Genomic DNA, 14,071 nt, shown 5'->3' with positions numbered 1-14,071 from the left:
AGTTTGCAAACACTTTGCGCCAGCTGGTTTAACGCCACTCCGTCGTGTCAAAGTGATTGGCAGATGGCCGGTTACGAAAATCCCGGGCAAGGTTGGCGTCGAGCGGTTAGAGTCGGTGCCATCAGTGGGAGGAGTCTATCCATGATGAAACTGTCGTTGACCAGACTGGCGATTGCGATTGCCGGTTTGGGATTGTCGTTGACCGCCGGAGCCGGAATCGCGTCCGCAGACCCCGCTCTGGACCCGATCGTCAACACAACCTGCACGTACCCGCAGGCGGTGGCGGCGTTGAACGCGGAGAACCCGGAAGCTGCAGCGCAATTCAACGCATCGCCGCCGGCGCAGTCCGCGTTGCGTCAGTTCCTCGCCGCGCCGCCGAGTCGGCGTGCGGTGATGGCCCAGCAGATTCAGGGCTCGCCGTACTTTGGCGTTATCCAGCAGATTGCTGCCACCTGCAACAACTACTGAGTCACCGCCACATATCTTGAGGAAGCAGTAGGCGCCGTCGCGCTACATTTCGCCGGCGTCGATCGCTTTCTTGACTTCCTGCGCGTGGGCAATTTGCTGCGCGGTATAGCCGATGAGCAGCGCCACCCCGCTGACGAGGACGGCCGCGCCGGCCAACCACAGCAGCCCATAGGTGAAGCCGTGGTCCAGGGCATTCAACTGGGCGGTGTTCATGTCTTTCACCGGCCGGTTGATGCCGCCGAGGTGCAGTGTGCGCAATGTGATGGCGGCCTGGACGACGGCCAGCACCACCGGTCCGCCGAGGGACCGCAGCGTCAGCGAGATCGCGGACGTGGGCCCGATCCGGTCGACGCCGACGCTGGCAATCACCGACAACGCAAGGGGGACATCGATCATCCCGATGCCGAAGGCGCCGACGGCGAGGGGCACCACCAGGTTCGGGAAGTACGGGACGCCGCGGTTGAGCGTCGAGCCGTACAACATGGCGACAAGCACCACGATGCTGCCGGCTATCACCACCATCCGGGGCGGGAACCACGACACCAGCCGCGACGACATGCCCGCTCCGGCGCTCACCGCAACGGCGAATGGGATGAATGCGAACCCCGCGCGCAGCGCGCTGTAGCCCATGATCTCTTGCACGTACACCGCAACCAGCACGGTCACGGTGAACAGCACCCCGCCGGCCAGGAAGATGGCTGCGAACGTGGCTAGCCGGTTGCGATCGAAGAACAGGCTGAACGGGACGATCGGGTTCTCGGCCGTGCGCTCCACTACGACGAATGCCGTGAATGCGCCCAGCGCCACCACACCGGAACCGATCGTCATTGGCGACAGCCATCCCTTCTCCGGCCCTACCGAAAAGCCGAAAACCGCAGCGCCACAGACCAACGTGGCCAGTACCGCCCCACTGACGTCGAGCTTCATCCGTGTGCTCTGGGTTTCCTCCAGCGTTGCGCGGGCGCGGTAGATTACCAGCAGCCCTATCGGCAGGTTCATCAAAAACGCCAGCCGCCAGGACAACTCGGTGAGCGCTCCACCCACCACCAAACCTCCCACCAAACCGAAACCGGCCGTCGCGCCGAATACCGCCGTAGCGGCGTTGCGCACCGGGCCCTTCGGGAACATGGTGGCGACCAGCGCCAAACAAATAGGCGCGCAGATCCCCGCGGCCACACCTTGCAGCAACCGGGCCAAGACGAGGCTGGCCTCGTCCCACGCGATGCCGCACAGCGCCGAGGCGACCGTGAACACGGCGACGCCGACGATGAAGGTGCGCTTGCGTCCGATGGTGTCGCCGAGGCGACCGCCGAGCAGCATCAGGCCGCCGAAGGTCAGCACATAGGCGGTAATCACCCAGCTCCGCCCGGCATCGGACAGACCGAGCTCGTGCTGGATTTTAGGAAGCGCGATAACCGCAATCGAGCCGTCCATGGTCACCATCAGCTGCATGCCGCCGATGGCGATGACCACGTCGACGAATCGTCGCGACAGCAGCCGAGTCGGCGCTTCGATCTGCATCGGGGTTTCTCGTTCCGTGCATTCCGTCGCGCCGTGAGGTGCTACTTGCTCTGCGTCGTCGCGAGCCGCCATAGCCGGCTACCCTACTCGAACCTCGTCATAGGTGCGGACGAAATACGAACGGGTCGCGGCCCATTCGTCTACCAGAACTTCTGCCGGATCACCGATCCGACTCCTGCAGGCTGTGTAACGTCAACGTGTATGGGACTGGCCAGCCAGCTGATTAGCCAGATGGCGGCGGTGATCTATCGCCCTACCGACGAGGTGGCTGCGGAGTATCACAAGTGGTACTACGGGACTGCGGTGCACTTGAAAACGAAATGGATGGGCGTCGCTTGCCTGAAGTCGGTCAGCGACATGTGGAACTACCAGGAGATCCTGTCCGATCTAAAGCCTTCGGTGGTTGTCGAATTCGGTACCGCTTTCGGCGGTTCGGCGCTGTTTTTCGCCAGCGTCATGAGGCAAATCGGTCAACCGTTCAAGGTGCTCACGGTGGATGTCACCGATAAGCATGTCGATCCCGCGGCTCGGCGCGATCCCGACGTCGTATTCGTCAAATCACCATCGACGGCACCGACGGTTGCCGAGCAGATCCAGTGCCTCAAAGCCGAATTGCCCGGCAAGACCTTCGCGATCCTGGACAGCGACCATTCCATGAAGAACGTGCTGTCGGAGATGAAACTACTTCGTCCGCTGCTTGGCACCGGCGACTACTTGGTCGTCGAGGACTCCAACATCAACGGTCACCCGGTCCTCCCCGGATGGGGACAAGGGCCATACGAAGCCATCGAGGCGTACGAGCGTGAGTTTCCACAGGACTACGCGCACGACGCGGCGCGAGAAGACAAATTCGGCTGGACGTTCGCACCGCGAGGATTTCTGATCCGTAACTAACGGCGTCCGCGACGATGCCCGCGACGGCCGACGCCTGCCGGGCCGTCGTCAGCTGCGGTAATCTCATTCTCGAAGCGCCTTTGTTGCGCGGCAGAATAGGAGAGCGCGATGGCCGGCACGGACGACGAAGTCGAAGTAACGCGCGGCGAGCGCTTCATCAAGACCGCGGTGGAGATCCTCGGCGAAACCGGGCGCACCGATTTCACCGTCCAAGAAGTGGTGGCCCGCTCCAAGACGTCACTGCGGGCGTTCTACCAGCATTTCGCCAGCAAGGACGAACTGCTGCTCGCCCTGTTCGACCGGACCATGGCCCACTCGGCGCAGTCCTGGCGCGCCGAAACCACCGGGCTTGATAGCACCGCGGCCATGAAACTGGTGATCGACCGGATCAGCGCCCAGCCGGAATCAAGCAAGCAAGACAGCCTCAACCGGGCGCTGAGCCTGTACAACCAGCATCTAGCCGAAACCCGCCCCCGTGACTACGCCCGGGTGCTCTCGCCGTTGCACCAGCTGATCCGCGACATTGTGCAGCGCGGCATCACCGAAGGGATTTTCCGGCCGGGCATCGATGTCGGTGCCGCGGCCGCGATCGTGATGCAGACCGTGTTGGGCGCCCAGCGATTGCACTGGCTGGGCGCGGAATTGAGTGGCGCGCCGATCGACGCGGCACAGTTGTACGAGTTCTGCATCCGGGCGCTCGGCGCCGACGACGAGCGCGAGGTGGCGGCACCGACGCTCGGCGAATTGTTCGACCAGATCGGGTTGCGGGATGCCGCCGCCGACGACGGCTACGCGATGGAATTGCCGGTCAGCCCGCAGGTGGTCAACACCTCCGGTGCCGTGCAGGGCGGCCTGCTGGCCACCCTCGCCGACGTCGCCGGCGGACAGCTTGGGCTGAATTACCTGCCCGCCGGCGCGGGGCTGACCACCGCCGACCTGTTCATCCGCTACCTGCGGCCGATCACCGCCGGCTCGGCCCGGGCGGTGGCCCGGGTGCTGCGGGCCAGCCGGCGCGCCATCGTCACCCAGGTGGACATTTTCGGCAACGGCGACGACGAACTCGCCGCCACCGCCACAGTGAATTTCGCGGTCGTCAACCGCCGAGAAGCCGCGCAGTCCTAAATGCGCCGCCGCCTATTACGCATTACGGATCACGGTGGTAATGTCATTACCACTACCCTGGACCACCACTGCAAGGAGTCGCCATGCCGTCTCGCGAACTGTCCTTTCCGGTGTTCGACGCTGACAACCACATGTACGAGCCGCAGGAGGCGCTGACCAAGTTCTTGCCGGACAACCGCAAGCACGTCATCGACTACGTGCAGGTCCGCGGTCGCACCAAGATCGTGGTCCGCGGCCACATCAGCGACTACATCCCCAACCCCACCTTCGAAGTGGTGGCCCGTCCCGGCGCCCAGGAGGAGTACTTCCGGCACGGGAGCGGCGGCAAGAGCTTCCGCGAGATCATGGGCGAGCCGATGAAGGCGATTCCCGCCTTCCGCGAGCCCGGTCCGCGGCTGGAGGTCATGGACGAACTCGGCGTCGACTACGCGCTGATGTTCCCGACGCTGGCCAGCCTGGTCGAAGAACGCATGAAGGACGACCCGGAGATGACCCACGACGTCATCCACGCGCTCAACCAATGGATGTACGAGACGTGGTCGTTCAACTACAAGGACCGCATCTTCGCCACCCCGGTGATCACACTGCCCATCGTCGAGCGGGCCCTGGAAGAACTCGAGTGGTGTCTGGAGCGCGGCGCGCGCACGGTGCTGGTCCGTCCCGCGCCGGTGCCAGGCTACAAGGGCACCCGCTCGTTCGGATTGGAGGAGTTCGATCCGTTCTGGCAGGCCTGCATCAAGGCCGGCATCCCTGTGTCGATGCACGCATCCGACAGCGGGTACGCCGAATTCGCCAACGCATGGGAACCCGGCGACGAGTTCCTGCCGTTCAGGCCGACCGCGTTCCGGATGCTGGTGATCGGCCACCGCCCCATCGAGGACGCGCTGGGCGCGTTGATCTGTCACGGCGCGCTGTCCCGCAATCCGGAGCTGCGGATCCTGTCCATCGAGAACGGCGCCGAGTGGGTGCCGCACCTGTTCAAGGCACTCAAGGGTGTCTACAAGAAGATGCCCAACGCGTTCAGCGAGGATCCCATCGAGGCGTTCAAGCGGTGCATCTACATCAGCCCGTTCTGGGAGGACCGGTTCGCCGAGATCGTCAACATGGTGGGCTCCGATCGGGTGGTGTTCGGTTCGGACTGGCCGCACCCCGAAGGCCTGGCCGACCCGCTCACCTTCGTCGACGAGCTCACCGACCTCGATCAGGACGACGTGGAAAAGATCATGGGCGGCAACATGATGGAGTTGATGAAGGTCGCCAAACCAGTCAGCGCCTAAGGATTGCCGTACCGGCGGAGCCCGTCAAACGACGCTTCAACCGGCATGACGCTTAGCCGAACTCCAGTAACGTCAGCGTTGGACGCAGTGCGGCCAGGGCACGAATCCGATATGACATTGACGCCAGTGAGTTGAACACGCGCCCGCGGCCCGGCGGCGAATGCACATCGCGCACCGCACGGACTCCCGGCACCGTGTTGACCAGGTCCGCGGCCTCTCTGACCGACATGCTGAACGGCATCGGCGGCATCTTGTAGCGCAACGAGCTCCAATGCCCGCGCCGGCTAAACCATGAGAACGCCGCCGGAGTCAGGTCGAACATCATCTGGCCGCCGGGAAACCTCTTGGCGCACTCCCCGATCAGTGCCAGCGCGTCATCGGGTTGCAGGTACATCAGCAGGCCCTCGGCGGTGATGAACACTCCGCTGGACGCGTCGACGCGGTCTGCCCAGCTGTAGTCCAACGCCGACTGGGCGCACACCGATATCCGAGATGATTGCGGCAGCAGCCGCGCGCGAAGGTCGACCACCGGTGGCAAATCGACTGTCAGCCAACGGAATTGCCCATCGGGGACGGCGGTGTCTAAACGCCAGAAACTGGTTTGCAAGCCCTCGGCCAGCGCCACCACCGTGGCCGAAGGATGCTGCTCGAGGTAGCTGCGGGTGTGGATGTCGAAGGCCAATGCGCGCAGCGCCATGCCCTGGTGGGGCCGGCCGAACTTTGCGAAATCGAAGTCGATCGAGTCTGCCAGCGAGATGGCGAGTGGGTCGTCGATGACGGCGTCGGCGCGGCGAGCCTCCCCGGCGCGCGCATGCAGCGTCAGAAGCGCGGTCTCGGAAACACCGGTCAGGCTAGGGGTTAGCTTGGCGAGGCTCATCGACGCTGACCCTACCTGCCGCGGGTCACCGCAAAACAGTTTTGGCCAGCGCGCTAAGGTTGCGGGTGAATTCCACCGCAAAAGCGGCTAGCTACCTGCACCAGCAGCGCAAAATCGCCAGTTCACGAAATTGGGGCTGTGCGTCTGCTCAGCGGTGGACGTCTTTGAACGGCACGCCGCGTTCGGCGGCGTACTCGCGCGGGAAGTTCAGCACCCGCTCGCCAATCACGTTGCGCGCCATCTCCGTTGTGCCGCCGCCCAGGCAGACCGTCTGCCGTGCCAGATAGCGCAACCCGGTCTCCAGGCCCTCCCCCGGCTCGCCGACCACCCCGGTCGATCCGGTGATCGCCAAGCCGGTGTCCATATCCAACGTCACGGTTTCGGCGTGGAAAAGCCGAATCAGCGTGCCGCCCGCCGGCGGAAGGGCGCCGTCACGCACACTGCGGTAGACGTGGTCGGACAGCTGGTCGCTGACCGCGCGGTGCACCAGCACCCGGCCGGCCATCTCCCGCACCCTCTCGTTGTCGGCCTGCCCGGTCTTCTCGACCAGCGCGACATAGTCCACCGGCGTCGAGCGGCCCCCCTCACTGCCTGTGCCGCTGGCGAATTCGGAGCTCTGCCCCACCGCGCGGCGCTCATGGTAGAGCTGGCGCGACGCCACCGCCCACCCCTTGTTGACCTCGCCGACCACCGCGTCGTCGCCGACGTCCACGTTGTCGAGGAACTCTTCGCAGAACTCCGTCGAGCCGTTGAGTTGAGTGATGCGCCGCAACGTGATTCCGGGATGAACGATCGGGACCAAGAACATCGTCAGCCCGTCGTGCTTGGGCACATCCCAGTCAGTGCGGGCCAGACACAACCCGTAGTCGGCGGCAAAGGCACTGGTGCTCCACGTCTTTGCGCCGTTGATCACCCAGCGATCGCCCTTGCGGTCGGCGCGGGTGAGCACACCGGCCAAGTCCGATCCCCCGCTGGGTTCACTCAACAGCTGCACCAGCACCTCGTCGCCGCGCAGCGCCGCCGCGATGTGTTGCTTCTTCTGCTCCTCGCTGCCGGTGTCGAGCAGCGTCGCGCAACAGATCGTGAACGTCGGCGTGTTGAGGATCAGCGGCATCTCGTAATTAGCGCTTTCCTCGTCGAACGCCTTCTGATACTCGTAATCCAGACCCAGCCCACCGTATTCGCGGGGAAAGCAGATACCGGCGAAACCGCCGTCGTAGAGCCGCTTTTGCAGTTCCCGGGCTCGCTGCCACGAGCGCTCGTCGTCGCGATGCGCGGCCGGCGGGGCGGCCGGGTCGATGCGCGGCATGTTCTCGGCCAGCCAAACCCGGGCCCGGGCGCGGAACTGCTCGACGGACTCGGCCATCACGCCGACCTCGCGGCTTCCTTCCAGGCGTACACCGCCAGGTTGTGCTCTTCGGGTGTGCCGAACATGGAGCGGTACAACGCAACTCGACGCAGATACAGGTGCAGGTCGTGCTCCCAGGTCACGCCGATCCCGCCGTGCATCTGCACACAACCCTGCACAATCTGTGGCGACATCTCCCCCACGTAGGACTTGGCGATGCTGGCCGACAACCCGGCTTCGGGTGAGCGAGCTGCGATGTCGGCGACCGCCGCACCCGTCGTCGCCCGGCACGCCTCCAACCACATCTTCATATCGGCGAAGCGATGTTTGAGCGCTTGATACGACGCCAGCGGACGGCCGAAGGTGTGCCGGTCCAGCGCCCACTGCACGGTGAAGTCGAACACCGTCTGCAGGATCCCCACCACTTCGGCGCACTGCAGCACCTGCGCGATCTGGCTTTGCCGCTCGATCAGCGCGGCGGTCTCGGCAGCGCTGCCGACCGCGGCCTCAACCTGCACCCCGTCGAATCGCACCCGGGCGTACTGCTTGACCAAATCGATCGACTGCTGCGGCTCGACGCTCACCCCGGGCGCATCGGTCGGCACCAGGAACTGACGTACACCGTCGTCGCCGCGCGCCACCACCAACAACAGGTCGCTCTGGGCGCCCGCCTCCACGCGGTCCTTGACACCGTCGATGCGGTAACCCCAGCCGGTCGCGGTGGCGGTCACCGACGGCTGGTGCGGCGCCCAGCCCTGACCCGGCTCATAGACGGCCCAGGACGCCACAGTCTGTCCGGCAATCAGCGATTCGATCGTCGCCGCATGGGTTTCCGGCTCGGCGCAATCCACCAGCCCGGCCAGCACGACGCTGACCGGATAGAGAGGGCCCGGAGCGACGGTCTTGCCGAGCAGCTCGGCGACCATGGCCAGATCCGCGACGCCGTCGCCGGAGACGCTGCCCCCGCCCAGTTCCTCGGGAACCAGCAGGCCCGTCCAGCCCAGCTCGGCGGCGCGCCGCCACCAGTCTCGGTCGAACGAGATACCCGCGGCATGCAGCTCACGCACCCGGCTCAGCGGCACCTCTTTTTGGAGAAATGCTTGGGTGGTGGAGGCAAAGAGTATCTTTTCGGGGGAGTCGACGGCAGTCATGGTCCTGGCTACGGCCTTCCTTCGCCGATCGGTCCCAGTCGGGGGTTCGCTGGTCCCCCGATGGTAGCAATGAGCAATACCGTAAGAGATACCGGAGTTCAGTCGATAATGACGTTGACAAGGTGGGCCGGCCGTGGCTGACACCGCAGACCGGCCCGACGACGCCAAGACGAAAGAGGACGCCCTCGCGCTGGCCGAGCAGGCCGAGGCCGAAGCCGCCGAGGCCGAAGCGCTGGCCGCCGCGGCCCGCGCCCGGGCGCGGGCCATTCGACTGCGCCGAGAGGCCGAAGCTGAAGCCAAAGCACCAGCCGAGGACACCGAGAACGAGACCACCGAGACCGACGAGGTTAGCCCTGAGCCGACCGAACCAGCCGAGTCGCCCACCGCCACAGCGCCGCCCCGACGGTGGGCGCGCATCGCAGCCAGGACGCTGGCTGTCGCAGCGATCCTCGCGATCTGCGCTCTGCTCGGCGCCAGCGGATACATGCTGTGGCACCACCACACCGTTGATCAGCAACGGCAGCGCGATGCGGCGTTTGTGGCGGCGGCCCGGCAGGGCGTGGTCAACATGATGTCGCTCGACTTCCACAAGGCCAAGGAGGACGTCCAGCGGGTCATCGACAGCTCCACCGGCGAATTCCGCGACGACTTTCAAAAGCGCGCAGCCGATTTCACCTCGGTCGTCGAGCAGTCCAAGGTCGTCACCGAAGGTTCGGCGAAGACAACCGGGATCGAATCGACGGGCAAGGATTCCGCCGTCGTCCTGGTGCTGGCCAACGAACGCGTCACCAATGCCGCTGGCGCCAAAGAAGAACCGCGGTCGTTCCGGTTACGCGTCACCGTGTCCCGGGACGGCGATCAGATCAAGATGTCGAAAGTCGAGTTCGTGTTGTGAACGTGGACGACAAGGCGGAGACGGAAAACGCCGACGAGACGCGTGACGTCGAGGCCACCGAAGGCGTGGAGATCGACAAAGCCACCGACGTGGAGCAAGCACCGCCGAAGACCACTCGCGGGAAGATCACGCTGCGGCTCAAGGTCGTTCCGGTCGTGTTGGTGCTGTTACTGCTGGCCTCCGCCGGGTTGGCGGCATGGGTGTATTTCAAGCAGTACCGGCCCGACCAGCAGACCGACCACGCCGCCGCGCAGGCGGCGGTCAACGCCGCAAAGGACGGCACCGTCGCGCTGCTGACCTACAAACCCGAAACGCTCGACCAGGATTTCGCGGCCGCCAAGTCACACCTCACCGGCGACTTCCTGAACTACTACGACGAGTTCACCCGGCAGATCGTGACTCCCGCGGCCAAGGAGAAGGCGGTGACCACCACCGCCCAGGTGGTACAGGCCGCGGTGACGGAAATGCACCCGAACTCGGCGGTCGTGCTGGTCTTCGTCAACCAGAGCACGGTCAGCAAGGACCGGCCCGACCCGGCCATGGCGGCCAGCAGCGTGCTGGTGTCGATGACCAAAGTCGACAACACGTGGCTGATCACGAAATTCGAACCAGTCTAATAAGCCAACTCTGAATCCCCTGGCGCGGCAAGGACTTCGGCGGCTGGGGCTTTCTTGTGCTGCAGGCAGCACAGCCGTCGTTGGGCTGCGTTGCTATTTATACTATGATTGCTATATTCAGTTCCCGGCCCCGGCTGCTCAGGAAGGATGCTGATGGCAATCAGCACCGTCACGCTCGACTTCACCGGGCAAACCAGCCCGTATCCGTTCTTCGAATACAAGCGGCGCACCGAACCGGTCTGGCATGGTTCGCTCACCGACCAGTCGCAACTACCGGACGAACTCAAACCCAGCGATGAATGGGTGTTGTTCGGCTACGACGACGTCTTCCACTCCTTCCGCGACGACCGGGTGTTCAGCTCGCACGGCTACGACCAGACCATCGGCCTGGTCATCGGGCACACCATTCTGGCGATGGGCGGCAAAGAGCATCACGATCACCGCAACCTGGTGGCCAAGGCATTTCGCGCCACCGCGCTGGAGCGCTGGGAACCGGCGGTGATCGGGCCGGTCTGCGATCAGCTGGTCGACGAGATCAAGCACGACGGCGCAGCCGATTTGGTCCAGGCCGTGACGTTCGAATTCCCCACCCGCGTGGCGGCCACGCTGCTCGGGCTGCCGCGCGAGGATCTCGACTTGTTCCGCCGGTTGTCGTTCGACCTCATCTCGATCCCCGTTGACATCGAGGCGGGGCTCAAGGCGTCGATCGACCTCTACGACTACTTCCTCGACCAGGTCGAACAACGACGGCGCAAACTCACCGACGACATCATCGGCGACCTGGTCAGCGCCGAAATCGACGGCGAGAAACTGGCCGACGAGGCCATCATCTCGTTCCTGCGGCTGTTGTTGCCCGCCGGCCTGGAGACCACCTACCGCTCGTCGGGCAATCTGCTGTATCTCTTGCTCACTCATCCGGAGCAGTTGGCGGAGGTGTACCGGGACCGCAGCCTGATCCCTGTGGCGATCGAAGAGGGACTGCGGTACGAAACGCCGCTGACCAATGTTCCGCGCACCACCACCGAAGACGTCGAAATCGGCGGGCAGATAATCCCTTCCGGTGCGCAGGTCGATTTGTGCATGGGGTCGGCCAACCGCGACGAAAGCCGCTGGACCGATCCCAACACCTTCGATATCCACCGGCCCCGGCAGGCGCATCTGGCATTTGCCGGCGGAATCCACATGTGCCTCGGCATGCACCTGGCCCGGCTGGAAACCCGGATCATGTTGAACAGCTTGTTCGACCGGGTCACCAATCTGGAGCTGACGCCCGACGACGACACCGGGATCGTCGGCCTCACGTTCCGCTCCCCCAACAAACTGCCGGTCACGTTCACGCCGGTGTCATGAAAAGCCGCGCGGCGATCCTGCACGACGTCGGAGGCCCGTGGTCTGTCGAGGAATTCGAGCTCGACCCGCCCCGCGCCGGCGAGGTTCTCGTCGAGATGGCCGCCGCCGGGCTCTGCCACTCCGACGACCACATCCTCAAGGGCGACATGTCCGCACCCAACGAGGTGCTGCGCTCGCTCGGGCTGCCGACCATGTTCCCGACGATCGGGGGCCACGAGGGTTCGGGCATCGTCCGCGAAGTCGGCAAAGGCGTCAGCGAATTCGCGCCCGGCGATCATGTGGTGACCTCGTTCGTCGCCGTGTGCGGGCAATGCCGTTGGTGCGCAACGGGCATGGAATATCTGTGCGACGCCGGCATCGGCACGCTGACCCCTGGGATGCCGACCGACGGGACATTTCGCCACCACACCGCGGACGGCAAGTCGCTGGGGCATATCTCCAAGATCGGCGCGTTCGCCGAACACACCGTGGTTGCGGCGGATTCGCTGGTCAAAATCGATCCCGAGCTGCCGCTTGTGTCCGCCGCGCTGTTGGCATGCGCGATTCCCACCGGTTACGGGTCGGCGGTCAACCGCGGCGGGGTCCGCGGCGGCGACACCGTCGTGGTGGTCGGGGCCGGCGGCATCGGCACCGGCGCCATCCAGGGCGCCCGCATCAACGGCGCCGCGCAGATCGTCGCCGTCGACCCGGTGGAATTCAAGCAGAAGTCAGCGCTGCGGTTCGGCGCCACCCACAGCGCGGCGACCGCCATCGAGGCGCTGGATCTGGTGCGCGACTTGACCTTTGGGGTGATGGCCGACGCGGTGGTGGTCTCGCCGTCGCTGATCACGCCCGACGACGTGCGCCACGCGTTGAAGCTCACCCGCAAGGGCGGGACCTGTGTGCTTACTGGTATGACGTCGCAACTGACGAGGTCGATCAAGTTCGACCTGCAGGACTTCATCCTGATGAACAAGACGTTGGCTGGCACGGTGTTCGGGTCCTGCAACCCGAGGGCCGACGTCGTCCGGCTGGCCAGGCTGTACCAGACCGGCCAGCTGCTGCTCGACGAGATGATCACCAAACGTTACCGCCTCGACGACATCAACGACGCCTACACCGACCTGCGGGGCGGCGAGATCATCCGCGGCGTCATCGATTTCGGGATCGGCTGAGAACGGACCCGATCGTGCTCTCCACTAGGCCTCCCCGCTAAACGAGGCCCTAATTGGGCTCCGACCGCCGGCCACCCTCCGTTGTTCAGTCCCACCGCGGACGCCGCCAACCAACTAGAGGCGGATCTATAGCATTTTATGCGATAGTATAGGAAATTGCTATACGGTGATAGAAATTGCTACAGATGGAGTCGCTGTGGACGCCGTACGTAATCCGTATGCACCCGGAGCGGGTCGACCACCGGCCGCGCTCGTCGGACGCGACAGTCAGCTCGATCGTTGGCGGATCGCCCTGGATCGCATTGAGGCCGGCCGGACCGCGCAACCGCTGGTGCTGTACGGGTTGCGCGGCGTAGGTAAGACAGTCCTGCTCACTCGGTTCTTTAGCACCGCCCGGGATCGAAACTGGATCGTCGCACAGGTTGAAGCTGGGGCGGGGAAGTCGCTGCGCGAAGCGCTCGGGGAGGCGCTACATGCACCGCTGGCAGACTTGGCGCGACCATCAGCGGGTAAGCGGCTAATGAAGGCATTCAAGACGGCAGTAAGCTTCAAGGCCTCTTATGACACTGCCGGCACTTGGAATTTCGGCCTCGATCTCACGGAAACCACGGGCGGCGGAGCAAACACCGGAATGCTTGAGACCGACCTGAACAAGCTGGTTCAGGACTTATCTGAGGCAGCCGAGGAGGAAGAAGTCGGTCTGGCGATCCTCATTGATGAGGCGCAGGACCTAACGCCCGCCGAACTGACAGCGGTTTGTTCCGCGGCCCACGTAGCGGGACAACGCGGATGGGCGTGCCTCTTTGCCCTGGCCGGCCTGCCGAGTCTGCCGCGCGTGCTGGCCGAGGCGAAGTCCTACGCGGAGCGATTATTCGCCTTCGAACGAATCGAGCACCTCAGCCGCGACCTGGCGCGCAAGGCTCTCGTCGAGCCGGCCATGCTTGAAGACATCGGGTGGAATGAAGGCGCAATCGCCTACGTAGTTCAAGAAACATCGGGTTACCCGTACTTCCTTCAGCAGTTCGGCCAGGACACGTGGAACGAGGCACCTGGCCCCGCGATTACCCTTGCTGACGCCCGCGTCGGCGCGGCCCGAGGACGAGCCGCTCTGGATGATGGCTTCTTCCGTGCGCGCTGGGACCGAGCAACCCGATCCGAGCAGCGCTACCTACGCGCGATGGCTGCCGACGGAGATGCAGGCAGCTTATCTGGTGACGTGGCCGCACGGCTGGGACGCAGCGTCAACAGTTTCGGCCCTGTGCGCGCAAATCTAATATCCAAGGGCCTCATATTCGCCCCCGAGCACGGCATCGTCGCCTTCACAGTTCCCGGCATGGCGGACTTCATTCAGCGGCAACCGAAGCCGTGATCGAGTCGCAGATAATTGCCACCATCCG

13 protein-coding genes are annotated in these 14,071 nt (G+C 64.6%); 9 read left to right on the top strand and 4 right to left on the bottom strand.

What is annotated here, in order from left to right:
* Nucleotides 1-144: 144 nt before the first annotated feature.
* Nucleotides 145-468 carry a hemophore-related protein gene (locus AWB95_RS06485; protein ID WP_062539842.1) on the top strand — a complete coding sequence of 108 codons (324 nt, stop codon included), beginning with the start codon at nt 145-147 and terminating at the stop codon, nt 466-468.
* A 42-nt stretch (nt 469-510) separates the two neighbouring features.
* Here AWB95_RS06485 and AWB95_RS06480 read toward each other — a convergent pair whose 3' ends face one another.
* Complete coding sequence (locus AWB95_RS06480; protein ID WP_232315659.1) at nt 511-1,989, bottom strand: MFS transporter; 1,479 nt, start codon at nt 1,987-1,989, stop codon at nt 511-513.
* A 201-nt stretch (nt 1,990-2,190) separates the two neighbouring features.
* On the opposite strand from AWB95_RS06480, the gene AWB95_RS06475 reads away from it, so the two are divergent.
* The 3 genes from AWB95_RS06475 (at nt 2,191) to AWB95_RS06465 (ending at nt 5,282) form a co-directional block, all read left to right on the top strand.
* Complete coding sequence (locus AWB95_RS06475) at nt 2,191-2,883, top strand: rhamnosyl O-methyltransferase (protein ID WP_062539767.1); 693 nt, start codon at nt 2,191-2,193, stop codon at nt 2,881-2,883.
* Nucleotides 2,884-2,991: 108 nt separating this feature from the next.
* Nucleotides 2,992-4,005 carry a hotdog fold thioesterase gene (locus tag AWB95_RS06470; RefSeq protein WP_062539768.1) on the top strand — a complete coding sequence of 338 codons (1,014 nt, stop codon included), beginning with the start codon at nt 2,992-2,994 and terminating at the stop codon, nt 4,003-4,005.
* Nucleotides 4,006-4,088: 83 nt separating this feature from the next.
* Nucleotides 4,089-5,282 (top strand): amidohydrolase family protein, encoded by a 1,194-nt coding sequence (locus AWB95_RS06465; RefSeq protein WP_062539769.1) that lies wholly within the window; start codon nt 4,089-4,091, stop codon nt 5,280-5,282.
* 52 nt (nt 5,283-5,334) lie between these two features.
* On the opposite strand, the gene AWB95_RS06460 is transcribed toward AWB95_RS06465, so the two are convergent.
* The 3 genes from AWB95_RS06460 to AWB95_RS06450 form a co-directional block, all read right to left on the bottom strand.
* Nucleotides 5,335-6,159: a class I SAM-dependent methyltransferase gene (locus tag AWB95_RS06460; RefSeq protein ID WP_062539770.1), complete on the bottom strand. Its 825-nt coding sequence runs from the start codon at nt 6,157-6,159 to the stop codon at nt 5,335-5,337.
* A 148-nt stretch (nt 6,160-6,307) separates the two neighbouring features.
* A complete protein-coding gene (locus AWB95_RS06455; protein ID WP_180275984.1) occupies nt 6,308-7,528 on the bottom strand; it encodes an acyl-CoA dehydrogenase family protein in 1,221 nt (406 codons plus the stop codon).
* On the bottom strand, nt 7,525-8,658 hold the full coding sequence (locus tag AWB95_RS06450) for an acyl-CoA dehydrogenase family protein (RefSeq protein WP_062539771.1): 1,134 nt from the start codon (nt 8,656-8,658) through the stop codon (nt 7,525-7,527). Before AWB95_RS06450 ends, AWB95_RS06455 begins: the two co-directional genes overlap by 4 nt.
* Before the next feature lie 133 nt (nt 8,659-8,791).
* Here AWB95_RS06450 and AWB95_RS06445 point away from each other — a divergent pair, with 133 nt between their 5' ends.
* The 5 genes from AWB95_RS06445 (at nt 8,792) to AWB95_RS06425 (ending at nt 14,043) form a co-directional block, all read left to right on the top strand.
* Nucleotides 8,792-9,553, top strand: a complete 762-nt coding sequence (locus AWB95_RS06445) for a hypothetical protein (RefSeq protein ID WP_062539772.1) — start codon at nt 8,792-8,794, stop codon at nt 9,551-9,553.
* Entirely contained in the window at nt 9,550-10,170 is a 621-nt protein-coding gene (locus AWB95_RS06440; protein WP_062539773.1) for a hypothetical protein, read from the top strand. Before AWB95_RS06445 ends, AWB95_RS06440 begins: the two co-directional genes overlap by 4 nt.
* Nucleotides 10,171-10,317: 147 nt before the next feature.
* Complete coding sequence (locus AWB95_RS06435) at nt 10,318-11,520, top strand: cytochrome P450 (protein ID WP_062539774.1); 1,203 nt, start codon at nt 10,318-10,320, stop codon at nt 11,518-11,520.
* A complete protein-coding gene (locus tag AWB95_RS06430; RefSeq protein WP_062539775.1) occupies nt 11,517-12,674 on the top strand; it encodes a Zn-dependent alcohol dehydrogenase in 1,158 nt (385 codons plus the stop codon). The genes AWB95_RS06435 and AWB95_RS06430 overlap by 4 nt, the downstream gene beginning before the upstream one ends.
* A gap of 196 nt (nt 12,675-12,870) precedes the next feature.
* Entirely contained in the window at nt 12,871-14,043 is a 1,173-nt protein-coding gene (locus AWB95_RS06425; protein WP_062539776.1) for an ATP-binding protein, read from the top strand.
* Nucleotides 14,044-14,071: the final 28 nt, after the last annotated feature.

Source organism: Mycobacterium celatum (assembly GCF_002101595.1).
Lineage (GTDB): Bacteria > Actinomycetota > Actinomycetes > Mycobacteriales > Mycobacteriaceae > Mycobacterium > Mycobacterium celatum.
The sequence above is the reverse complement of the archived record's forward strand: the minus strand, read 5'-3'. Positions and strand labels throughout refer to the sequence as shown.

Excerpts from the sequence above, each read along its gene's own strand:
- AWB95_RS06450 (WP_062539771.1), bottom strand. The coding sequence starts at position 8,658 with ATGACTGCCGTCGACTCCCCCGAAAAGATACTCTTTGCCTCCACCACC.
- AWB95_RS06460 (WP_062539770.1), bottom strand. The coding sequence starts at position 6,159 with ATGAGCCTCGCCAAGCTAACCCCTAGCCTGACCGGTGTTTCCGAGACC.
- AWB95_RS06475 (WP_062539767.1), top strand. The coding sequence starts at position 2,191 with ATGGGACTGGCCAGCCAGCTGATTAGCCAGATGGCGGCGGTGATCTAT.
- AWB95_RS06465 (WP_062539769.1), top strand. The coding sequence starts at position 4,089 with ATGCCGTCTCGCGAACTGTCCTTTCCGGTGTTCGACGCTGACAACCAC.
- AWB95_RS06435 (WP_062539774.1), top strand. The coding sequence starts at position 10,318 with ATGCTGATGGCAATCAGCACCGTCACGCTCGACTTCACCGGGCAAACC.
- AWB95_RS06430 (WP_062539775.1), top strand. The coding sequence starts at position 11,517 with ATGAAAAGCCGCGCGGCGATCCTGCACGACGTCGGAGGCCCGTGGTCT.
- AWB95_RS06480 (WP_232315659.1), bottom strand. The coding sequence starts at position 1,989 with ATGCAGATCGAAGCGCCGACTCGGCTGCTGTCGCGACGATTCGTCGAC.
- AWB95_RS06470 (WP_062539768.1), top strand. The coding sequence starts at position 2,992 with ATGGCCGGCACGGACGACGAAGTCGAAGTAACGCGCGGCGAGCGCTTC.
- AWB95_RS06485 (WP_062539842.1), top strand. The coding sequence starts at position 145 with ATGAAACTGTCGTTGACCAGACTGGCGATTGCGATTGCCGGTTTGGGA.